The organism is Streptomyces sp. NRRL S-646, from assembly GCF_000720765.1.
In the GTDB taxonomy this organism is placed as follows: domain Bacteria; phylum Actinomycetota; class Actinomycetes; order Streptomycetales; family Streptomycetaceae; genus Streptomyces.
Genome location: NZ_JODC01000011.1, coordinates 223,787 through 245,894, shown reverse-complemented (window position 1 = coordinate 245,894; position 22,108 = coordinate 223,787). Strand labels below are relative to the sequence as shown.

The following is a 22,108-nucleotide window of genomic DNA, read 5'->3' as shown; positions in this document are numbered from 1 at the left end:
TTGCAGTAGGGCGCTACACCTTCACGCCCGCCGCGGCGTACTCGGCGGCCGATGCCTGCAGCACCTTGCACGGGGACGGCGCGCGGATCGAACTGCAGGTCACCGGGACCCTGTTCAGCGAGTTCCTGGGAATCCTGGACACGGCTCAGGAGGAACTCGGGCGGCGGTGGAACGATCAGGGACGGTCCGGCTGCCACGCGGTTACATGACGGGGGCGGACCTCCATGAACGACGAATACCTGGATCTGTCCTTCACCCCGCACGAACGGTATCCCGGTGACTACCCCACCGGACTGGCCACCGGCCGCCACCGGGGTCCCGCAGAGGACATGTACGCCACCGGCCCTCTGGTAGAGGGCTGGGACCCGGTCGAGGAACTCACGTCCCTCCTGCAGAACGCCGTGACGGCGGAGCAGGCGGGCACGGTGTCGCCGCCCCGTCGCGAGCCGCCGCCGTCCGACGTCGACTTCACGGGCGAGTCGATGGACAACCTGGCGAGAATCACAGCCGAGTTGCCCCCCATTCGGCGCCGTACCGTCCGGCATCGGAAAGTGCGGTTCCGGCTGCGCTTCCGCTTCACATGGCTGCAGACCGTCAGCTTTCTGATCGCCGCGCTCGCCGCCGTGATCGTTTCGATGGTGAGCGTCTTCGGCGGCATGGTGGCCTATGCACCTCTGCGGCACGTCGCATCGGCCACGCAGGGCGGAATACTGACCTGGTGGCCGCTTCTGGTCTACGGCCCCTGGATGGTGGCCTCGCTCTCCATCCTGCGCAGCGCCCTTCACCAACGCAGGGCCGTGCACTCCTGGTTCGTCGTTCTGCTCTTCTCCTTCCTTGCGATGTCACTCTGCGTGGCCGAGGCCGACAGAAGCTTCACCGGTGTCGCCGCAGCAGCCCTGCCGACGCTCGCGTCCCTGGCGTGCTTCCAGCAACTGGTCCGCCAGATCACGCTGACCCGGCCACCGCGCAGAAACATCTCCCGCCACCGTCATCGCCAGACGCCCGCAAGTGCCAAATCTCCTGCGTCCAAGAGCGGTTCGGCCACCTCGAAGCCGCGTCCCACCGGTGGCGGCTCGGCGTCCCGAAGCTGACCGGGGATCAGGCCGGCTTCCGGTCGGCCTCCCGCGCCGCACGCTCCAGCCGGTCCCGGTGGTTCTCCCACCAGGCCGCGTCGCCCGACGGCATGCTGTCGTTGCCCTGGTTCATCCCCACCGCGCCGTCCGTGAGTTCGCGGAGGATGTCGGCGTGCCCGGCGTGCCGGTGCGTGTCGGCGATCACACGGACGACGACGTGATGCAAGGTCACCTCGTCCCTGCCGTCGGGCCACCACGGCACCCTGCCGACCGTGTCCAGCGGCAGCGCGTCGATCGTCGCGTCCGCGTGTGCCCACACCCGGCGGTAGAGGTCCACGATGTACTCCCGGGACTCGTCGGCGGTGGCCCACATGTCGGCGTTGGGTTCACCGCCCGCTGCCATCCAGGGAAGCGGCCCGCCGGACAGCGGCCGCCCGAAGGTGTCGCCGAGATAGCCCAGCTCCACGCCCGTCGCGTGCTTCACCAGGCCCAGGAGGTTGGTGCCGGTCGGTGTGCGCGGGCGGCGGATGTCGTACTCCGAGAGCCCTTCGAGTTTCCACAGCAGGGCATCGCGGGCGGACTGCAGGTAGAAGTGGAGGTCGGCCTTGGCATCAGGGGTGGGGGAGGTCATGGGGGCAGTCTGCCGCCGGCGCGATCTTTGGGCACCGGCTTTTCCCAGCGTCCTTCTGCCGCTCGTGGGAGTGCGCCGGGGTCAGTCGCGAGGGAAGTCGTCGGTTTTGAGCACGAGATCGACCACGGTGCCGGTCAGGTCGACATCGGTGCCGTAGTCGACCGGCGTCCTGTTCTCGTAGTCGCCGTCCTTGGGATCGGTGTAGACGTAGCAGCGCCCCTGGTAGGGATCGGCGACGATGTACAGGGGGACCTCGGCCTCCGCGTACGCGAGCCTCTTCGGGCCGTAGTCGTTTTGGGCTGTGCCCTCTGAGATGACCTCGGCGACGAACTCGACGTCCTGGTAACGCCAGTGGCCTGTGTCGTCCTTCTTTGCCGAGTCCTTCAGAAGGGCGACGTCCGGGCAGAAGCCGTTCTCACGGCCGGGGAAGTCGATGCGGACGTCCGAGAACACCTTGGCCTTCCTCCCGAATCTGTCCTCCAGAGCCCAAAGGAACTTGCGGATGAGCAGCCAATGAGTGTCCCGCTGCGGTGTCATGAAGACGTTGCCCCCGACGATCTCGACCCTGAATCCCTCGGGGACGGGCAGGCGCTCAAGCCGCTCGAACCACTCGTCCAAACGCTTGGTGTTGGCGTCGGCGTCGGCCATCTCGATCCTGTCTTCAAGGACGGTCATCGTGGCGCTCCTCCTCGGCTGCCCCACGGACAGGCACAGCCGCGCAGTCCAACGATACGCACGGTGACCAGGACACGCGGAGACAAACACATGCCCGATCCCGACGCCGTCGAGGGTCAGCCCGCGTAGGGCTCCCCGACGTCCCACGCCTGATAGATCGCGTCCGCGAAAGCCGCCGCGATCTTGTGCTCGCCGCTCGCGTTCGGGTGCGTGCCGTCGTAGGTGTCGAGATGGATGTCGTACGAGGGCGGGGGCGAGGCCAGCAGGAGCGGGGAGCGGGGCTCGTCCAGGTCGGCGACCGCCTTGGCCAGGAGTTCGTTGAAGCGGGTCACCTGCGTGGCGAAGGGGGCGTCCGAGGTGGCGCGGACGTTCGGGATCACCGGCAGGACGACCATGCGGATGCGCGGGTTGGCCGAGCGGGCCGCCGCCACGAAGCGGTGCACGTTCTCCGCCGTCTGCTCCGCGTTCGTATAGAAGCCCAGGTCGATCAGGCCGAGGGAGACGAGCAGGACGTCCGCGTCGCAGGAGCGCACCGCATCGCCGATCAGCGGCGCCATGTGCAGCCACCCCTCGCCCCAGCCCGCCAGATGGGCGCGCGGGAAGTCGGGGTCGGCGTACTCGTACGACACCGGCGCGTCCGTCGCCTTGTCGTACAGCGTCTCGCGCGGGCCGACCAGGGCGAACGGGCCGCCGTACGTCTCGCGCAGGTGCTCCCACATCCGGTAACGCCAGGTGTGCTCGCCCGTGCTTCCGATCGTCATGGAGTCGCCGACCGGCATGAACCTAAGCATCCGCTCATGATGGACGATCGGGGAGGGATCAGGGAGGGACCAATGGGACGGGTGAGGTGTGAGGCCTGCCACGCGCGCCTCCCCGTCACCAGTCCGTGAACACGGGGCCGGGATGGCAGGCTTGGGGACATGCGCCGACCGTTCGCTCTCCTCGCCGGGGTCCTTCTCGTGGGTGCCTTCGCCGCGCCCGCATCCGCCGCCGACGGCGACGGCAAGGGTGACCAGGGGTTCACCATCAAGGACTCGCGCATCACCGAGTCCAGCGGCCTCGCCGCCTCCCACCTGCACCCCGGCATCTACTGGACCCACAACGACAGCGACGACGGCCCGTACATCTACGCCGTCGACAGCAGCACGGGCAGGACGGTCGCCCGCGTCACCCTCAGCGGCATCGGCTCACCCCGCGACGTCGAGGCCATCTCCATCGGCCCCGACAACCAGATCTACGTCGGCGACATCGGCGACAACCTCGGCGGCAAGTGGCCGTACGTGTGGATCTACCGGCTGCCCGAGCCGAAGAAACTGGTCGACCAGACCGTGCGGGCCACGCAGTACGTGGTCAAGTACACGGACGGGGCGCGCAACGCCGAGTCGCTCGTCGTCGACCCGAAGACCGGGCGCGCCTACATCATCGACAAGAACGAGAACGGCGGGCACCTGTACGAGGGGCCGGCCAGGCTCTCCGCCTCCGGCACGAACTACTTCAAGCGCGTCGCCGCCGTCGACCTCTGGGCCACCGACGCCGCGATCTCCCCGGACGACAGGCAGCTCGCCGTGCGCGGCTACTTCGGCGGGATCTACTACGACTGGAACGGCGGGAAGATCAAACGCAAGGGGCGGCTGAACGTGCCGCTGCAGGGGCAGGGCGAGTCCGTCACCTACTCCGTCGACGGCTCGAAGCTCCTGTACGGCAGTGAGGGCGCCGACAGCTCCGTGCAGGCGCAGGACGCTCCGGGCGGCGGAGGCACCAAGTCGCCCTCCGAGGGCGGGAGTTCGGGTGCGTCGAGCGGGAGCGGCGGCAGCGCGGGCGGCAGCCTCAAGATCGGCGCGCTCGCCGTCGCCGTCGCGGCAGCGGTCGTCTTCGGAATCCGGCGGCTGCTGCGCCGCTGACCGACGTCGTAGCGCTTGACGTGTTCATGTGATGTGGCTTCCATGGAGGTGCCGGGTTGTGGGAGCGCTCCCACTCGTTCCGGGCCCGCGCCTCCCGAGAGGAAGCAGCGACATGTACCGCAGCCTGCGAAGAGCGCTGTGCGCTGTTGCCGCGGCGCTCCTGATACCGCTGGGGGCCGGTGCGCACACCGCGCACGCGGCCGCCGTCCCCGGCACCGGCTACTGGCACACCGGCGGCCGTCAGATCCTCGACGCGGCCGGGCAGCCGGTCCGGATCGCCGGGATCAACTGGTTCGGCTTCGAGACCGGCAACCACGTCGTCCACGGTCTCTGGTCCCGCGACTACAAGTCCATGATCGACCAGATGAAGTCGCTGGGCTACAACACCATCCGACTGCCCTACAGCGACGACATCTTCAAGTCCTCGACCGTCCCCAACAGCATCGACTTCAGCAGCGGCAAGAACGCCGACCTGCAGGGACTCAACTCCCTGCAGGTCATGGACAAGCTCGTGGCGTACGCCGGCCAGGACGGCCTCAAGGTCATCCTCGACCGGCACCGGCCGGACTCGGGCGGGCAGTCGGCGCTCTGGTACACCTCGGCGGTCCCGGAGTCCACGTGGATCGCCGACCTGAAGGCGCTGGCGGCCCGCTACAAGGGCCAGGACACCGTCATCGGCATCGACCTGCACAACGAGCCCCACGACCCGGCCTGCTGGGGCTGCGGCGACACGGCGACCGACTGGCGGCTGGCCGCCGAGCGGGCCGGTAACGCGGTGCTCTCCGCCAACCCCGACCTGCTGATCTTCGTCGAGGGCGTGCAGACGTACGGCGGTGTGTCGGGGTGGTGGGGCGGCAACCTGATGGGCGTCGCCCAGTACCCGGTGCGGCTCGACGTGGCGAACCGGGTCGTGTACTCCGCGCACGACTACGCGACCAGCGTGGCCCAGCAGCCCTGGTTCAGCGATCCGTCATTCCCCGCCAACATGCCGGGCGTCTGGGACAAGTACTGGGGCTACGTCTTCAAGCAGAACATCGCGCCCGTGTGGGTCGGGGAGTTCGGTACGACGCTGGCCTCGGCCGTCGACCAGAAGTGGCTGGCGGCGCTGGTGAGTTATCTGCGGCCGACGTCGACGTACGGGGCCGACTCCTTCCACTGGACGTTCTGGTCCTGGAACCCCAACTCCGGTGACACCGGCGGGATCCTGAAGGACGACTGGGTGAGCGTCGACAGCGTGAAGGACGGCTATCTGGCGAGCGTCAAGGCACCGCTCTTTCCCGGCACCGGTACAGGTGGCGGGGGCGGCGGTGGCGGTGGCGGGAGTACGGCCGCGTGCTCGGCCTCCTACAGCGTCAGCAGCGACTGGGGCAGCGGCTTCAACGCCGAGGTGAAGGTGACCAACACCGGGACGAGCGCCATCGGTTCCTGGAAGGTGACCTGGACCTGGGGCGGGTCCCAGCAGGTGACGAACATGTGGAACGCGTCGTACACGCAGACGGGATCGACGGTCACCGCTGTGAACGCCGCTCACAACGGAAGTGTGCCGGTGGGTGGTTCGGTGAGTTTCGGTTTCGGGGGAGCTCCTGGGGGCGGGGGTGCGCCGAGTGTGAGCTGTACGGCTGCGTGATGGCCGTGAGCCGGGGGCGCCCGGTGTGTGCCGGGCGCCCCCCAGGTCACAGGAATCTCAAATCTTCGCCTCATGTGTTTCTCGTCTTCGTCCTTCTCCGAAAAAATCCGGCCAGGATCATGAACTTTCCGATCCTGTCCCAACCCCCCACCTTCTGAGAGAAGTTCATGAAGACAAGCGCAGCTGTGCTGTGCGGCACCGCCGTCGTCCTGGCCGGGACGCTCACGGCCGCTCCCGCCGAGGCCGGCACTACGTCCTCGGCGAACGCCGTCCAGACGGCGAAGGTCACCTGGAAGAAGTGCGCCACGGACGCCTCCCCGACCCTCCAGTGCGGGACGGTGAAGGTGCCGCTCGACTACGCCAGGCCGCAGGGGCGGAAGATAACCCTGGCCCTGACCCGGGTCCCGCACACCGCGCGGAAGTTCCAGGGCCCGCTGCTGGTCAACCCGGGCGGTCCCGGAGGCAGCGGCCTCACGCTCGCCCCATTCGTCGCGTCCGCGCTGCCCAAGGCGGTCGCGGCCCAGTACGACGTCATCGGCTTCGACCCGCGGGGCGTGGGCAAGAGCACGCCCGCGCTCGACTGCAAACCCGGCTACTTCAACCCCGTCCGCCCGGAGAGCGTCCCCAGCACCCCGGCCATCGAGAAGGCCAACCTGGAGCGCGCCAAGTCCTTCGCCGCCGCCTGCGGCAGGAAGTACGCGGACGTCCTGCCGTACATCAACACGGTCAGCGCCGTGAAGGACATGGACTCGATCCGCAAGTCCCTCGGCGCCAAGAAGATCAACTACTTCGGCTACTCGTACGGCACCTACCTGGGCCAGGTCTACGCCAAGCTCTTCCCGCACCGGGTGCGCCGCCTGGTCCTGGACTCGATCGTCAACCCCGACGGGGTCTGGTACGACGACAACATCGGCCAGGACTACGCCTTCGACGCCCGTCACAAGGCGCTCATGGCGTGGATCGCCAAGTACAACTCCACGTACAAGCTCGGCACCGACCCGGCCAAGATCGAGGCCAAGTGGTACGCGATGCAGGCCGAGCTCGCCAAGAAGCCCGCGGGCGGCAAGGTGGGCGCCGCGGAGGTGGAGGACACCTTCCTGCCCGGCGGCTACTACAACGGCTACTGGCCCCAGCTCGCCCAGGCGTTCGCCGCCTACGTCAACGACCACAACCCCGCCCCGCTGGTGAAGACGTACCAGAGCCTCGCCGCCATCGACGCCTCCGGCGACAACGGCTACAGCATCTACGCCGCCGTGCAGTGCCGGGACGTGGCCTGGCCGCGTGACTGGAAGCAGTGGGAGAAGGACAACTGGGCGGTGTACGCCAAGGCGCCCTTCAACGCCTGGAACAACGCCTGGTACAACGCGCCGTGCGTGTTCTGGCCCACCAAGTCGCTGAAGCCGGTGAACGTCGCCAACTCCCAGCTGCCGCCGGTGCTGCTGTTCCAGGCGACGAACGACGCGGCCACCCCGTACCAGGGCGGCGTCACCGTCCACCGTCTGCTCAAGAACTCCAGCCTGGTGGTCGAGCAGGGCGGCGGCAACCACGGCATCTCGCTGAGCGGCAACGCCTGCCTGGACAAGTACCTGACGAAGTACCTGACCGACGGCACGGTGCCGCGCGGCCACGGCACGGCCGACGCGGTGTGCCAGAAGACCCCCGACCCCAAGCCGGTGAGCACGGCGAAGTCCGCGCTGTCCTCGCAGCAGCCGGCCACCGCGCCGAACGCCGGCACCCTGCACGGCCTGATCGGCTTCCGCGGCTGAAGGTGAGTTGAGCGGAAACGCAAAGGGCGCCCGGTACTGGTACCGGGCGCCCCTTCAGGTCGTGGTGGAAGCCGTTACAGCTTCTCGATCACGTAGTCGATGCACTTCGTCAGCGCCTCGACGTCCGCCGGGTCGACCGCCGGGAACATCGCGACGCGCAGCTGGTTGCGGCCCAGCTTGCGGTAGGGCTCGGTGTCGACGATGCCGTTGGCGCGCAGGACCTTGGCGACGGCAGCCGCGTCCACCTCGTCGGTGAAGTCGATCGTGCCGATGACCGCCGAGCGCTTGGCCGGGTCGGTGACGAACGGGTTGGCGTACTTGATGTCCTCGGCCCAGCCGTAGAGCGTGCGGGCGGAGGTCGCCGTGCGGCGGACCGACCAGTCCAGGCCGCCCTGGCCGTTGAGCCACTCCAGCTGCTGGTTCAGCAGGAAGAGGGTGGCGAGGGCCGGGGTGTTGTACGTCTGGTTCTTGCGCGAGTTGTCGATCGCCGTGGGGAGCGAGAAGAACTCGGGCACGTGACGGCCGGAGGCGTGGATGCGCTCGGCGCGCTCGATCGCAGCCGGGGAGAAGACGCCGATCCACAGGCCGCCGTCGGAGGCGAAGGACTTCTGCGGGGCGAAGTAGTAGACGTCCGTCTCGGACACGTCCACCGGGAGGCCGCCGGCGCCGGAGGTGGCGTCGACCAGGACCAGCGCGCCCTCGTCGGCGCCGGCCACGCGCCTGATCGGCATGGCGACACCGGTGGAGGTCTCGTTGTGGGTGAACGCGTAGACGTCGACGCCCGCCTCGGCCTCCGGCTCCGGGTGCGTGCCGGGGTCACTCGCGATGACGGTCGGCTCGGCCAGCCAGGGGGCCAGCTTGGCCGCCTTGGCGAACTTCGAGGAGAACTCGCCGAAGTTGAGGTGCTGCGACTTGTTCTCGATCAGGCCGTGCGTCGCGATGTCCCAGAACGCGGTGGAGCCGCCGTTGCCGAGGACGACCTCGTAGCCCTCGGGGAGGGAGAACAGCTCACTGATGCCCTCGCGCACCTTGCCGACCAGGTTCTTGACCGGGGCCTGGCGGTGGGAGGTGCCGAGGAGGGAGGTACCGGTCGCGGCCAGCGCGTCCAGCGCTTCCGTCCGCACCTTGGAGGGGCCCGCGCCGAAACGTCCGTCGGCGGGCTTGATGTCAGCGGGAATCTGGATCTCAGCCACGGGGTGAGGTTAGCCGTTTCCGGAAACCTGGGTGAAACGTCGTCCGTCGGATGAGACGGCGGTGTCGTGCGCGTCGGACCTGGGGGCTGCGCCACCAGACCCCCCTTCGGCCTGAACGGCCTCGTCCTCAAACGCCGGACGGGCTGGAATGCCGAACGGGGGCTGGACTGCTGAGCCTCGGCTGGTTTGCTGGACGGATGACGGATCTCGAGGCTGCGCTGCGTGCTGTCGTCCGGGGTGAGGTCGGGTTCGGTGTCACCCCTCGGGCATTGACGACCATGGACGCGTCCAACTATCGGCGTGTCCCGTTGGGGGTGGTGGCCCCGAGAGACGTCGACGACGTGGCCGCCGTGCTGGAGGTCTGCCGAGCGCACGGTGTGCCCGTCGTGCCGCGCGGTGGCGGCACCTCCATCGCCGGGCAGGCCACCGGTACCGGCGTCGTCCTGGACTTCACCCGCCACATGAACCGGCTGGTGTCCATCGACCCGGACGCGCGTACCGCCGTCGTCCAGCCGGGGCTCGTCCTGGACCGGCTGCAGGAGACCGCCGCGCCGCACGGGCTCCGGTTCGGGCCCGATCCGTCCACGCACAGCCGCTGCACGCTCGGCGGGATGATCGGCAACAACTCGTGCGGTTCGCACTCGGTGGCGTGGGGGACCACCGCGGACAGCGTGCGGGAGCTGGACGTGGTCACCGCGCGCGGTGAGCGGCTGCGGCTCGGGCGGGGGTGGGCCGGGGCGCCGGACGGGTTGCGGGGGCTGGTGGAGGGGGAGTTGGCGCGGCTGCGGACCGGGTTTCCCGAGCTGCCCCGCCGTATCTCCGGGTATGCGGTGGACGCGCTGCTGCCGGAGAAGGGCGTCGATGTCGCCCGTTCCTTCTGCGGGAGCGAGGGCACGCTGGGGGTGCTGACGGAGGCCGTCGTACGGCTCGTCGAGGCGCCACGCGCGCGTGCCCTGGCCGTGCTGGCGTACGCCGACGAGAGCGCCGCCGCCGAGGCCGCGGCCGGGCTGCTGCCGTACGGGCCGCTGACGGTGGAGGGGATGGCGGCCGATCTGGTGCCACCCACGGCCGGGCTGCCACGGGGCGGGGCCTGGCTGTTCGTGGAGACCGGCGGGGACACGGAGGCGGACGCACGCGCGCGTGCGGAGGCCGTCGTGCGGGCCGCCGATGTCCTCGACTCGCTCGTCGTCACCGATCCGGGCGGGCAGCGGGCGCTGTGGCGGATCCGGGAGGACGCCAGTGGTACGGCGACCCGGATGCCGGACGGGAGCGAGGCCTGGCCGGGCTGGGAGGACTGCGCGGTGCCGCCCGCGCGGCTCGGCGCCTATCTGCGCGACTTCAGGCAGCTGCTGACCTCCCACGGGCTGCGCGGCACCCCGTACGGGCACTTCGGGGACGGCTGCATCCACGTCCGTATCGACTTCGACCTGCTGAGCGAGGCCGGCGTCGGCCGTTTCCGGCGCTTCTCGGAGGAGCTCGCGGACGTGGTCGTGGCGCACGGCGGATCACTGTCCGGGGAGCACGGGGACGGGCAGGCGCGGGCGGAACTGCTTCCGAAGATGTACGGCGAGGACATGGTCGCCCTCTTCGAGAGGGTGAAGGGCGTCTGGGACCCGGACGACCTCCTCAACCCCGGCATGCTGGTCCGTCCGGCCCCGCTCGACACGAACCTCCGCTTCTCGGTCCTGCCCCGGGAGCCGGTCGACGTGGCCTTCGGGTACCCGTCGGACGGCGGCGACTTCTCGGCGGCGGTGCGGCGCTGCGTGGGCGTCGCCAAGTGCCGTACGACCTCTGTGTCCGGCGCGTCCGTGATGTGCCCGTCCTTCAGGGCGACCGGCGAGGAGGAGCACTCGACGCGCGGTCGTGCCCGGCTGCTGCACGAGATGCTGGCCGGTGAACTGGTCACCGACGGCTGGCGGTCCACGGAGGTGCGGGACGCGCTCGACCTGTGCCTGTCCTGCAAGGGGTGCCGCTCCGACTGCCCGGTCGGGGTCGACATGGCCACGTACAAGGCGGAGTTCCTGCACCACCACTACGCGGGGCGCCGCCGCCCGGCCGCGCACCACAGCATGGGCCGGCTGCCGGAGTGGCTGCGGCTGGTGGACCGCACACGCACCGCCGCGCTCGTCAACTCGCTTGCCTCCGTAGGCCCGTTGGCGGCGCTCGCCAAGCGGCTGGGCGGGATCGCACCCGAGCGGGAGCTTCCGCGGCTGGCGCCGGAGACGTTCAGCCGCTGGTGGCGCAGGAGGACGGCGGAACAGTCCCGGCGGATGCTGGCCGAGTTGAAGGAACAGGGGCGGCTGGGCCGCCGTCCGTGGTTCCGCGTCGAGGACGACGAGGACGACGAGGACGAGGGAATGCTGTCCGAGGGTGAGGACGAAGACGAGGAGGAAGAGACCGACACCGACGACTTCCCGCCCATCGTCGCCCTCTGGCCCGACACCTTCACCGAGTACTTGGCACCGGACGTCGGCAAGGCCGCCCTGCGGGTGCTGGAGGCGGCCGGGATGTCGGTGATGCCGACGCCGTGGATGAGGTGGAAGGCGGAGGAGTCCCCCGACGGTGAGGAGTGGGGGGTCAGCGTGAATCCCCTGACGAGCCGCCGTGCCCGCGTCTGCTGCGGGCTGACGTACATCTCGACCGGCCAACTCGACCGCGCCCGCAAGGTGCTGCGTCGCACCCTCGACCTGCTGGACCTGTTCCTGGACCCGAGACTGGGCGAGCACGTGCCGGCCTTCGTCGTCCTTGAGCCGAGCTGTGCCGCGGCCCTGCGCACGGACCTGCCGGAGCTGCTGCACGACGACCCGCGCGCCGCCCGGCTCGCCGCCTCGGTCGTGACCTTCGCTGAGGCGCTGGAGCGGTACGCCCCCGACTGGGCGCCGCCCGCCCTCGACCGCCCGGTCACCGGCCAGACCCACTGCCACCAGCACGCGGTCCTCGGTGACGGCGCGGACCGTCGTCTGCGCGAAGCGGCCGGGCTCACCGGTGAGTTGGCGGGCGGGTGCTGCGGTCTCGCGGGCAACTTCGGCTTCGAGAAGGGCCATTACCAGGTGTCGGCGGCCTGCGCGGAGGAACAGCTGCTGCCGGCGGTTCGAGACGCGGCGGACGGGACGGTCGTACTGGCGGACGGCTTCTCCTGCCGGACGCAGTTGGAGCAGCTGGCGGGGGTGCGGGGGAGGCATCTGGCGGAGGTGTTGGCGGAGGGACTGGAGGAGGGGCCGAAGGAGCGTCGCCCGTGAGCACGAATTCTGGGCTGTTTCACAGGGTTCATAAGCCCGCTCTCAGCTTCATAAGAGAACTCTCAGGTTCGGCGGGGCTCACTCAGGATTCACCCAGGTATTCACAGCCCCTGTTTGCCGTTACCTCGCCGACTTTACCGTTTCTTGAGTTTCCGGGCGTGTAGGTTCATCGATGTCGGGAGCCGGACGCGGAATTCCCGAACCCAATGAACTGCGAAACACCAGGAGTCGGAATGAGCCTCAAGAAGCTCGCCCCACTGCCCCCGAAGTCCAAGAACAAGCAGCTCCCGCCGCCGCCCCCGCCGAAGCCCAAGAAGAAGCACCCCAAGCCGCCGGTGCCGAAGCCGATCCCCGGCGACGACAACTGAGTGAGCTGTGAGAGGACCGACGGCATGCCGTCGGTCCTCGTTTTTCGCGGAATTCAAGGGTCGTTGAATTCAGGAATTTCGGAGGGTGTGTGGCATGGATATGGAAGAGGATGAGGAACTCGACTACTACGAGGACACACCCACCATTCCCGCCCGCATCGCTTTCCGCCGCTTCTGGCCGCTGACCAAGGGCCTCAGAAAATGGCTGATCGCCGTCTGGGTGTGCACGGTGCTCGCCGCGCTCGCCGAGACCGAGGCCATCCTGGTCTTCAGCGACCTCACCGACAATGCCCTGCAGAAGGGGTCGCCGGCCGCGTTCTGGGCTCCGGCCGTGAAATGGCTGGGGGTGGCAGTCGTCGGCGCGGTCGTCGCATACGCCGGCAACTCCCTCGCCGCCTGGACCACCGAACGCTTCGTGATGAGACTGCGCGAGCATGTCTTCGACCACGTACAGCAGTTGCCGCCGCACTTCTTCCAGCGTCACCGCCAGGGCGATCTGTTGTCCCGCCTGACCAGTGACGTCGACGCGATCGAGACCATGGTCGTCTCCGGGCTTGTCGGCGCCGCCTCCGCCGTCTTCTCCGCCCTGTTCTACGCGGTCGCCGCCTTCTGGCTGCGCTGGGACCTGGCGGCCGCCACCTTCGTCCTCGCTCCCCTGTTCTGGCTGGCGGCCCGCCGTTTCTCGGGTTCCATCAAGGACGTGTCGCGCCAGGGGCGGGTCGCGGACGGCGCCATCACCTCCGTCGTCGAGGAGTCGCTCGGCAACATCGTGCTCACGCAGGCCTATGACCGCCGGGACGCCGAGCGCCGCCGCTTGAACGAAGAGGCGAGCGCCTGGTTCCGCGCCTCGGTCCGCTCCACCCGCCTCAACGAGGCGTACGAGCAGCTCGTCCAGGTCATCGAGACGGTGTGCGTCCTCGCCGTGATCGGCATCGGCGCCTGGGAGATCTCCACCGGCCGGATGACCCTCGGCCAGCTCCTCGCCTTTGCCGCCTTCCTCGGCTATCTCTATCCGCCGGTGCGGGGCCTGGCCCAGCTGGGTCTCACCGTCACGGCCGCCACGGCGGGCGCGGAACGGCTGATCGAGATCCTGGACGTCAGGCCGTCGGTCACCGACCCGCGCCGGGGCACCGAGACCGGCCGCCCCGACGGCGCGGTCGAGGTCCGGGGCGTCTCCTTCGCCTACCCCGGCGCCGACTCCCTGGCCCTCCAGAACCTCTCCTTCACCGTCAGCCCCGGCGAGCTGGTGATCGTCACCGGCCCGAGCGGCGCCGGCAAGTCGACGGTCTCCAAACTGCTGCTGCGCTTCTACGACCCCGACGCCGGCGACCTCCTCCTCGACGGCGTCCCGCTGCGCGACTTCCCGCTGGCCCGCCTGCGCGCATACGTCACCCTGCTCCCGCAGGAGACCCTCGTCCTGCACGACACCGTCCGCGCCAACATCGCCTGCGGCCGCCCCGGCGCCAGCGACCAGGCGATCGAGGACGCGGCGAAGGCCGCCGACGCCCACGAGTTCATCCGCGGCCTCCCCGACGGCTACGACACCAAGGTCGACCCCAACTCGGCCCGGCTGTCCGGCGGTCAGCTCCAGCGCCTCGCCATCGCCCGCGCCATCCTGCGCGACGCCCCCGTACTGGTCCTCGACGAACCGACCACCGGCCTCGACGCCATGGCCGCCCGCCGGGTCGTGAAGCCGCTGCGCCGCCTGATGACCGGCCGCACGACCATCATGATCACCCACGACCTGAACCTCGCCCCCGACGCCGACCGCATCCTGGTCGTCGACCGCGGCCGCATCGTGGAGTCCGGCCGGCACGAGGAACTGCTCGCGCGGGGCGGGGCGTACGCGCGGCTGCACCGCTCGCAGAACAACGCGGTGACGGACACGGGGGAGCTGCGGATGCCGCTCTTCACGGAAGGGTTCGCCGAGGCGCCGGCGGCCGTGGTGCAGCCCGCGTACGGGTATCAGGGGTACGAGGGGTACGAGGCTCATGAGGGGTACGAGGGTCACGGACCGTACGAGGCGTGGCAGGCGCCGTCGTACGCCTACGACCAGTACGTACCTGCGCCGGCCCCCACCACCCTCCCCGACGGCCGCCCCCTCTTCCGTGACGAGGAGCCCTGGCCCGGCATCTGAGGCTGCGATGTCCACCATTCAGGACAGCTGCAAAATAGGTTCACACGCCTGACCGAGTCCACTACCCTGGACCTGGCAGTGCATCGCGATGAACAAAACCTGAACCCCGAGCCGAGCACCTGGACCGCCCGTGACCAGCCCCAGCACCACCACCTCACCCTCAGCGGTGCACACCGCTACGGCCCCGCACCGCCTGGGCTCCCTCGGCCCGGTCGGGCTGGTCCTGGCCGGCGGTGTGTCGGTGCAGTTCGGCGCCGCGCTGGCGGTGAACCTGATGCCGCGGGCGGGCGCCCTAGGCGTGGTCACCCTCCGCCTCCTCGCCGCGGCCGTCGTCCTGCTGCTGGTCTGCCGCCCCAAACTGCGCGGCCACTCGCGCACCGACTGGGGCACGGTGATCGCCTTCGGCATCACCCTCGGCGCGATGAACGGCCTCTTCTACCAGGCGGTCGCCCGTATCCCGCTGGGCCCGGCGGTCACCCTGGAGGTCCTCGGCCCGCTCGCCCTGTCGGTCCTGGCCTCGCGCCGCGCGGTCAACGCCGTCTGGGCCGGACTCGCCCTCACCGGCGTCTTCCTGCTCGGCGGCGGGGGCTTCGACGGCCTCGACCCGCTCGGCGTCGCCTTCGCGCTCGGGGCGGGCGCCATGTGGGCGACGTACATCGTGTTCAGTGCGCGTACGGGCCGACGGTTCCCGCAGGCGGACGGGCTGGCGCTGGCCATGGCGGTCGGGGCGCTGCTCATGCTCCCGCTGGGGATCGCCGAATCGGGCGCGAAGCTCATCGACCCGACGACGATCGCGCTGGGCTCGGCGGTGGCCATCATGTCCTCGGTGCTTCCGTACACCCTGGAACTCCTGGCCCTGCGCCGCCTCCCCGCGTCCACCTTCGCGATCATGATGAGCCTGGAACCGGCCCTCGCCGCAACGGCCGGCTTCCTCATCCTCGGCCAGTCCCTCTCCGCCTGGCAGGCCGCCGCGATCGCCCTGGTCATCGGGGCGAGCATGGGGGCGGTGCGGACGCAGGTGGGGCGGGGGCGGGTGAAGCCGCCCGAGGTGGATTCCTGACGGTTGCGGGGGCGTGGCGGGGTGCTGCGGCATTAGAGTCGGGCTCGTGGCCGGGTAGCAAGACAGGGGCCGAGAAGGGAACGGCGCATGGGTTTGCAGCACACCGAGGCGTCGGGCGACGCGCCGCTGATCCCTCGGCCCGAGCGCACCCCGGCAGCGTTGCGCGCTGCCTGTGCCGTCGTTGCTCCTCAGCTGGTGGCCGCGTACGACCAGGCCAAGGATCAGGCACTTGCGGAAGCCGTCGCACACGGCTCCTTGGGGCCCGTTCACGCCTACCTTGCCCACTGGGCGGCCCTGATCGAGATCGAACGCCATCCGGGGGCGGCGAAGGCGTACCACCGCGCCGAGTATCTCGGCCACATCGCGGCAGAGCCTACTGAGGCCCGCGAGCACCTGACCGTCGCCAGCGGTATCTACCGAGCCGCAGCTGAAGCGGTGCGCGCGGAGTGAGCTGGTGCTGGGAGTATGTCCCGGACGAGGAAACCGTGGCGGCCGGGGCGCCGCCCGCGTTCCTGGCCGAGGTGGAGAAGAAAGCCGATGAACTGGTCCGCGCCGCCGAAGCCCTCTTTCTTCGTCTACATGATCACTCCGCGCTCGGAACTCATCACCATCTGGCAAGTAACCCCTGATCCGCTCAGCTGAAGGGATCAACGGCGCCAGGGAGGGCGCGCCTCAACTTCAGCGGTTCGCGTTCAGCAGTGTGCGTTCAGCAGTTGGCGCTGTAGCGGACACAACCGGGCGGTGGCGAGTGGTCGTGGTTCCACTCCCGCTGCGCGGCCGTCAGCGCTCCGCCGGCCAGGAGCGCCACCAGCAGGTGCGCGACCACGGTCCAGCGGGCACGGAAGACTCCCGCGACAACCGCGAGGACGAGTACGGCGATCAGCAGTTCGCGTAACCGCTCCATGTGCGCGAGGGCGGCCGCGTCGATCCGCGCCTGCTCGCCCTGCGCTGCCCACACCTCCAGGCCGTAGCCGTATATCCAGTCCAGCACGAGCCACCCGGCCTCCAGGAGGAACAGGGGGATCGCGAGGGCGAGGTCCACGCCGAGCCGCGTTCTGCGCGACCACGGGCGCCGGCGGCCCGGGCGTATGAGGGTGTCGGTCATGGGTGCAGCGTGTCGCGCGGGGCGCTGACACGCATGAGCACCCGTACTCAGCCGCGAGGGTTCTCGACGGCACCTCGGACGAAGGCGGAGAAGGCGGCCGGGGTGAGCGTGAGGACCCCTGCCGGGGGGTTCTTGGAGTCGCGGATGGCTATGACGGCTGTGTGGGGGGTGAGGTCGGCGACCTCGACACAATCACCGCCGCTGCTGCCGCTGTACGAGGACTTACGCCACGTCGCGGTGCCAAGTGGGGCGCATTCGACGCACTGGCCTCCGGTGTCGCCGCTGTGAGACGACTTACGCCACTGCACTCGCGTCACGTCCAGGTTGCTCCCCATAGCGTTCCTCCATCACGCGGGCGATCAGTGCGGCCGAGTCCCTCGGCGAGAGGGCGGCGGCCTGCAAGCGAGCGTAACCGACCGAACGCTCCTTGATCACGGCTGGATTGGCCGTCATGTGCCCTTGGTCGTAGCTCTCGCAGTAGTGCAGATCCGGGTCGTTCTCGAAGCGCAGGAGGTTGAACGAGCCCATCATCGCTGCATGCTGTCCCGCAGAGAACGGCAGCACCTGGATCTCCAGCCATGGACGGCCGAACAGGCTGAGGAGATACACCAGTTGGTTCCTCATGACCTCTCGGCTGCCGATCTCCCTGTACAGCACGGCCTCGTCCAGTACGACCCACAGCACAGGCGGCTCCTTCCGCTGCAGGATGTGCTGTCGGTCCTGGCGCGCGGCGACCAACTCGTCGAGCCGTTCCGTGTGCTCCACGCCGATGACCGCCCGCGCATACTCCTCCGTCTGCAGCAGCCCGTAGATCAACTGGCACTGATACGTGGAGATGTACGCCGCCCGCGCCTCCATCTCCGCATACGGCTGAAACCAACTCGGCAACTGATTCCGCAGAACCAGCCCCACCAACCTCGAAAACGTCCCGTCCGTCCCCAGCGCCGCATCCACCCGCTCGGAGAACTCGCGGGTCGGCACCTTCAGTGTCGTCTCGATCTGGCCGATCAGCGACCCGGTACAGAACACGATCGAACCGAGCGCCGCTTGAGTCAGCCCCGCCGCCTCCCGAGCACGCCGAAGCTCGAAGCCGTAGTAGTCCAGCGGCGACGCACTGGGATCAAGTTCGCGGATATGCACGGCGACCACCTCCAATAACCGAGGGTAGCCACTTGAACGCGGACAGGTCCGGGCCTGTGGAAAACTAATTAATGCAAGCACGCTTGCTTGTTTCTGTACCCCCTGCCATGCTCGCCCCATGGCTGACCCGACGCCCGTGATCGACGATCTCTGCGCGGAGAGCGAGGAACTCGACCTGCTCGTGGCCGGGTTGAGCCCGGAGCAGTGGGCGCTCGCGACCCCGGCGCCCGGCTGGACCGTCGCCCACCAGATCGCGCATCTCGCCTGGACCGACCACTCCTCCGTGCTGGCCGTGACCGACCAGGACGCCTTCGCCCGCGAGGTCGAGAAGGCGCTGGCCGCGCCCGGGGACTTCGTGGACAACGGTGCGGAGGAGGGGGCGGGGAAGCCTCCCGAGCAGTTGCTCGCGGACTGGAGGGCCGGGCGCAAGGCCCTGGCGGACGCCCTGCGGGCGGCGCCGACGGGGGTGCGTTTCCCCTGGTACGGCCCCCCGATGTCCGTCGCTTCCATGGCCACCGCCCGCCTCATGGAGACCTGGGCGCACGGCGGAGACGTGGCGGACGCACTGGGCGTGGCACGCATCCCCACCGACCGGCTCCGGCACATCGTCCGCCTCGGCGTCCGCACCCGCGACTTCGCCTTCGGTGTGCACGGACTGACCCCGCCGTTCGAGGAGTTCCGCATCGAACTCACCGCTCCTTCAGGCGAGTTTTGGGTCTACGGCCCCGAGGACGCCACGGACCGCGTCACCGGCCCTGCCCTCGACTTCTGCCGCCTGGTCACCCAGCGCGCCCACCGCACCGACCTCGCCCTGCACGCGGAGGGCTCCGAGGCCGATCGCTGGCTGGACATCGCGCAGGCCTTCGCGGGCCCCCCGGGTGACGGGCGCCCGCCGAAGGGCGGCACCGCATGACGACCCTCCGTATCGGCAACGCCTCCGGCTTCTACGGCGACCGTTTCGCCGCCATGCGCGAGATGCTCACCGGCGGTGAGCTGGACGTGCTCACCGGGGACTATCTGGCTGAGTTGACCATGCTCATCCTGGGGCGCGACCGCCTGAAGGACCCCGCGGCCGGATACGCCCGCACCTTCCTCCGCCAGCTGGAGGAGTGCCTCGGCCTCGCGCACGAACGCGGCGTCCGGATCGTCGCCAACGCCGGCGGTCTCAACCCCGCCGGACTCGCCGACGCCGTACGGCAGTTGGCCGACCGGCTCGGCAATCCCGTCCGCGTCGCCCACGTCGAGGGCGACGATCTCAAGGCCTGCCACCCGGACAGCCTGGCCGCCCACGCCTACCTCGGCGGCTTCGGCATCGCGGCCTGCCTCCGGGAGGGCGCGGACGTGGTCGTCACCGGGCGTGTAACGGACGCGGCGCTGGTCACCGGGCCCGCCGCCGCGCACTTCGGGTGGGGGACCAGGGAGTACGACCGGCTCGCGGGAGCCGTCGTCGCCGGGCATGTGCTGGAGTGCGGGACACAGGCCACCGGGGGCAACTACGCCTTCTTCAACGAACGCGCGGGTGACCTCCTGCACCCCGGCTTCCCCCTCGCCGAGATCCACGAGGACGGCACCTGCGTCATCACCAAACACCCCGGCACCGGCGGCTTCGTCGACATCGGCACGGTCACCGCGCAGCTGTTGTACGAGACGGCCGGTGCCCGGTACGCGGGACCGGACGTGACGGCCCGCCTGGACACGATCCGCCTCACCCAGGACGGCCCCGACCGCGTCCGCATCGAGGGCGTGCGCGGCGAGGCCCCGCCGCCCACCCTCAAGGTCGGCCTCAACCGCCTCGGCGGCTTCCGCAACGAGGTCGCCTTCGTCCTCACCGGCCTCGACATCGAAGCCAAGGCCGCCCTCGTACGGGAACAGATGGAGGCCGCTTTCGAGGAGTCCAAGTCCCGGCCGGGCGAGGTCCGTTGGGATCTCGTCCGCACCGACCGTCCCGACGCGCCGACGGAGGAGACGGCGAGCGCGCTGCTCCGGCTCGTCGTACGGGACTCGGACGAGCGGCTCGTCGGGCGGGCGCTGAGCGGAGCCGCCGTAGAACTGGCACTGGCCGGCTACCCCGGCTTCCATGTGCTGGCGCCACCCGGAAAGGGCGCGCCTTATGGGGTCTTCGAGGATGGGTACGTCCACCATGGTGCCGTCGACCATGTGGCGGTGCTCCACGACGGGCGCCGGGTTCCTGTGCCCCCGGCACACGACACCCTCGTACTCGAAAACCTGCCGAGCCCTGAGCTGCCCGAACCGCTCCCGGGCGGACCCAGCCGGCGCGCCCCGCTCGGTCTGGTCGCCGGCGCCCGCAGCGGGGACAAGGGCGGAGACGCCAACGTCGGCGTGTGGGTCCGTACGGACGAGGCCTGGCGGTGGCTCGCCCACGAGCTGACGGCGGACCGTTTCCGCGAGCTGCTCCCGGAGAGCCGCGACCTGCCCGTCACCCGCCACGTCCTGCCGAACCTCCGCGCCCTCAACTTCGTCGTCGGGGGCATCCTCGGCGCGGGCGTCGCCGCCCAGCACCGTTTCGACCCGCAGGCCAAGGCCCTCGGCGAATGGCTGCGCTCCCGCCACCTGGACATCCCGGAGGCCCTCCTTTGACCGTTCTGCCGACCACCCTGGACACCACCGGGCCGGAGTACCGGGCGGGCCGAGAAGCCATGCTCGCCAAGCTCGCCGACCTCGACGCAGAGCACGCCAAGGCCCTCGCGGGCGGCGGTGAGAAGTACGTCGAACGGCACCGGAAGCGCGGCAAGCTGCTCGCCCGCGAGCGCATCGAACTGCTCCTCGACCCGGACACGCCCTTCCTGGAACTGTCACCGCTCGCAGCCTGGGGAAGCGAGTACGCGGTGGGCGCCTCGCTCGTCACCGGCATCGGTGTGGTGGCGGGCGTGGAGTGCCTGATCACCGCCAATGACCCGACCGTACGCGGCGGCGCCAGCAACCCCTGGTCGCTGAAGAAGGCCCTGCGGGCGAACGACATCGCGCTCGCCAACCGCCTCCCCTGCATCAGCCTGGTGGAGTCGGGCGGCGCCGATCTGCCCTCCCAGAAGGAGATCTTCATCCCCGGGGGCGCCATCTTCCGGGACCTGACGAGGCTGTCGGCGGCCGGCATCCCCACCGTCGCCGTCGTGTTCGGGAACTCGACCGCCGGGGGCGCGTACATCCCCGGCATGTCCGACCACGTGATCATGGTCAAGGAACGCGCGAAGGTGTTCCTCGGCGGCCCGCCCCTGGTCAAGATGGCGACCGGCGAGGAGAGCGACGACGAGTCGCTGGGCGGTGCCGAGATGCACGCGCGCGTGTCAGGTCTCGCCGACTACTTCGCCGTCGACGAGCCGGACGCCCTGCGCCAGGCCCGGCGGGTGGTCGCCCGCCTCAACCACCGCAAGGCGTACGGCGATCCGGGACCGGCCGAACCCCCCAAGTACTCCGCCGACGAGCTGCTCGGCATCGTCCCGGAGGACCTGAAGACGCCCTTCGACCCGCGCGAGGTCATCGCCCGGATCGTCGACGCCTCCGACTTCGACGAGTTCAAGCCGCTGTACGGGACCAGCCTGGCGACCGGCTGGGCCACCCTGCACGGCTATCCGCTCGGCATCCTCGCGAACGCCCAGGGCGTCCTCTTCAGCGAGGAGTCGCAGAAGGCGACCCAGTTCATCCAGCTCGCCAACCAGCGCGACATCCCGCTCCTCTTCCTGCACAACACCACCGGCTACATGGTCGGCAAGGAGTACGAGCAGGGCGGCATCATCAAGCACGGCGCAATGATGATCAACGCGGTCTCCAATTCGAAGGTGCCCCATCTGTCAGTGCTGATGGGCGCCTCGTACGGCGCCGGTCACTACGGCATGTGCGGCCGCGCCTACGACCCCCGCTTCCTCTTCGCCTGGCCCAGCGCCAAGTCGGCCGTCATGGGCCCGCAGCAGCTCGCCGGCGTCCTCTCCATCGTCGCCCGGCAGTCGGCGGCCGCCAAGGGGCAGCCGTACGACGAGGACGGGGACGCCGCCCTGCGCGCCATGGTGGAGCAGCAGATCGAGTCCGAGTCGCTGCCGATGTTCCTGTCCGGGCGGCTCTACGACGACGGCGTCATCGACCCGCGCGACACCCGCACGGTCCTGGGCCTGTGCCTGTCGGCCATCCGCACCGCGCCGTACGAGGGTGCGCGCGGCGGCTTCGGCGTCTTCCGGATGTGA

General features: G+C 69.8%; 19 protein-coding genes. 12 read left to right on the top strand and 7 right to left on the bottom strand.

The window, feature by feature from the left end; genetic code table 11:
• The first annotated feature begins 224 nt into the window (after positions 1–224).
• The gene (locus IH68_RS0129770; RefSeq protein WP_051833792.1) at positions 225–1,091 is read left to right on the top strand and encodes a DUF2637 domain-containing protein; all 867 of its coding nucleotides are present in this window, start codon (positions 225–227) and stop codon (positions 1,089–1,091) included.
• A 7-nt stretch (positions 1,092–1,098) separates the two neighbouring features.
• On the opposite strand, the gene IH68_RS0129765 is transcribed toward IH68_RS0129770, so the two are convergent.
• The 3 genes from IH68_RS0129765 to IH68_RS0129755 all read right to left on the bottom strand — a co-directional run bounded on the left by IH68_RS0129765 (position 1,099) and on the right by IH68_RS0129755 (position 3,170).
• On the bottom strand, positions 1,099–1,704 hold the full coding sequence (locus IH68_RS0129765) for a DinB family protein (protein ID WP_030941093.1): 606 nt from the start codon (positions 1,702–1,704) through the stop codon (positions 1,099–1,101).
• Between the two features lie 81 nt (positions 1,705–1,785).
• Positions 1,786–2,379, bottom strand: coding sequence for a Uma2 family endonuclease (locus tag IH68_RS0129760; protein WP_030941091.1), 594 nt, complete (start codon positions 2,377–2,379; stop codon positions 1,786–1,788).
• A gap of 116 nt (positions 2,380–2,495) precedes the next feature.
• Complete coding sequence (locus IH68_RS0129755) at positions 2,496–3,170, bottom strand: SGNH/GDSL hydrolase family protein (RefSeq protein ID WP_030941089.1); 675 nt, start codon at positions 3,168–3,170, stop codon at positions 2,496–2,498.
• Positions 3,171–3,299: 129 nt separating this feature from the next.
• Between IH68_RS0129755 and IH68_RS0129750 the strand changes: the two genes are divergently transcribed.
• The 3 genes from IH68_RS0129750 (at position 3,300) to IH68_RS0129740 (ending at position 7,673) form a co-directional block, all read left to right on the top strand.
• Positions 3,300–4,280: a hypothetical protein gene (locus IH68_RS0129750; protein WP_030941085.1), complete on the top strand. Its 981-nt coding sequence runs from the start codon at positions 3,300–3,302 to the stop codon at positions 4,278–4,280.
• 112 nt (positions 4,281–4,392) lie between these two features.
• Positions 4,393–5,907, top strand: a complete 1,515-nt coding sequence (locus IH68_RS0129745; RefSeq protein ID WP_030941082.1) for a cellulase family glycosylhydrolase — start codon at positions 4,393–4,395, stop codon at positions 5,905–5,907.
• A 167-nt stretch (positions 5,908–6,074) separates the two neighbouring features.
• A complete protein-coding gene (locus IH68_RS0129740) occupies positions 6,075–7,673 on the top strand; it encodes an alpha/beta hydrolase (RefSeq protein ID WP_030941079.1) in 1,599 nt (532 codons plus the stop codon).
• A 74-nt stretch (positions 7,674–7,747) separates the two neighbouring features.
• Here the strand turns inward: IH68_RS0129740 and serC are convergent, their stop codons facing one another.
• Positions 7,748–8,866 (bottom strand): phosphoserine transaminase, encoded by a 1,119-nt coding sequence (serC, locus tag IH68_RS0129735; protein WP_030941077.1) that lies wholly within the window; start codon positions 8,864–8,866, stop codon positions 7,748–7,750.
• Positions 8,867–9,063: 197 nt separating this feature from the next.
• Here serC and IH68_RS0129730 point away from each other — a divergent pair, with 197 nt between their 5' ends.
• The 5 genes from IH68_RS0129730 (at position 9,064) to IH68_RS0129710 (ending at position 16,120) form a co-directional block, all read left to right on the top strand.
• Positions 9,064–12,105 carry an FAD-binding and (Fe-S)-binding domain-containing protein gene (locus tag IH68_RS0129730; protein ID WP_030941074.1) on the top strand — a complete coding sequence of 1,014 codons (3,042 nt, stop codon included), beginning with the start codon at positions 9,064–9,066 and terminating at the stop codon, positions 12,103–12,105.
• Between the two features lie 233 nt (positions 12,106–12,338).
• Positions 12,339–12,473, top strand: coding sequence for a hypothetical protein (locus IH68_RS59200; RefSeq protein WP_267883743.1), 135 nt, complete (start codon positions 12,339–12,341; stop codon positions 12,471–12,473).
• 94 nt (positions 12,474–12,567) lie between these two features.
• Positions 12,568–14,610, top strand: a complete 2,043-nt coding sequence (locus IH68_RS0129720) for an ABC transporter ATP-binding protein (protein WP_037885437.1) — start codon at positions 12,568–12,570, stop codon at positions 14,608–14,610.
• 130 nt (positions 14,611–14,740) lie between these two features.
• The gene (locus tag IH68_RS0129715; RefSeq protein WP_030941057.1) at positions 14,741–15,670 is read left to right on the top strand and encodes an EamA family transporter; all 930 of its coding nucleotides are present in this window, start codon (positions 14,741–14,743) and stop codon (positions 15,668–15,670) included.
• Positions 15,671–15,757: 87 nt separating this feature from the next.
• Positions 15,758–16,120: a DUF6247 family protein gene (locus IH68_RS0129710; RefSeq protein WP_030941055.1), complete on the top strand. Its 363-nt coding sequence runs from the start codon at positions 15,758–15,760 to the stop codon at positions 16,118–16,120.
• A 256-nt stretch (positions 16,121–16,376) separates the two neighbouring features.
• Here the strand turns inward: IH68_RS0129710 and IH68_RS0129705 are convergent, their stop codons facing one another.
• Genes IH68_RS0129705 through IH68_RS0129700 form a run of 3 tightly spaced genes read right to left on the bottom strand, consistent with a single transcriptional unit; the run spans position 16,377 to position 17,930 of the window.
• Entirely contained in the window at positions 16,377–16,775 is a 399-nt protein-coding gene (locus IH68_RS0129705) for a DUF6234 family protein (RefSeq protein ID WP_030941053.1), read from the bottom strand.
• Between the two features lie 47 nt (positions 16,776–16,822).
• Positions 16,823–17,110, bottom strand: coding sequence for a DUF397 domain-containing protein (locus IH68_RS53665; RefSeq protein WP_078912684.1), 288 nt, complete (start codon positions 17,108–17,110; stop codon positions 16,823–16,825).
• Positions 17,070–17,930, bottom strand: coding sequence for a helix-turn-helix domain-containing protein (locus tag IH68_RS0129700; RefSeq protein ID WP_234341668.1), 861 nt, complete (start codon positions 17,928–17,930; stop codon positions 17,070–17,072). The genes IH68_RS53665 and IH68_RS0129700 overlap by 41 nt, the downstream gene beginning before the upstream one ends.
• Positions 17,931–18,033: 103 nt before the next feature.
• Here IH68_RS0129700 and IH68_RS0129695 point away from each other — a divergent pair, with 103 nt between their 5' ends.
• The 3 genes from IH68_RS0129695 to IH68_RS0129685 are packed head-to-tail and all read left to right on the top strand — an operon-like array spanning position 18,034 to position 22,108.
• Entirely contained in the window at positions 18,034–18,828 is a 795-nt protein-coding gene (locus IH68_RS0129695; RefSeq protein WP_030941047.1) for a TIGR03084 family metal-binding protein, read from the top strand.
• A complete protein-coding gene (locus tag IH68_RS0129690) occupies positions 18,825–20,513 on the top strand; it encodes an acyclic terpene utilization AtuA family protein (RefSeq protein WP_030941046.1) in 1,689 nt (562 codons plus the stop codon). Before IH68_RS0129695 ends, IH68_RS0129690 begins: the two co-directional genes overlap by 4 nt.
• Positions 20,510–22,108, top strand: a complete 1,599-nt coding sequence (locus IH68_RS0129685) for an acyl-CoA carboxylase subunit beta (protein WP_030941044.1) — start codon at positions 20,510–20,512, stop codon at positions 22,106–22,108. Before IH68_RS0129690 ends, IH68_RS0129685 begins: the two co-directional genes overlap by 4 nt.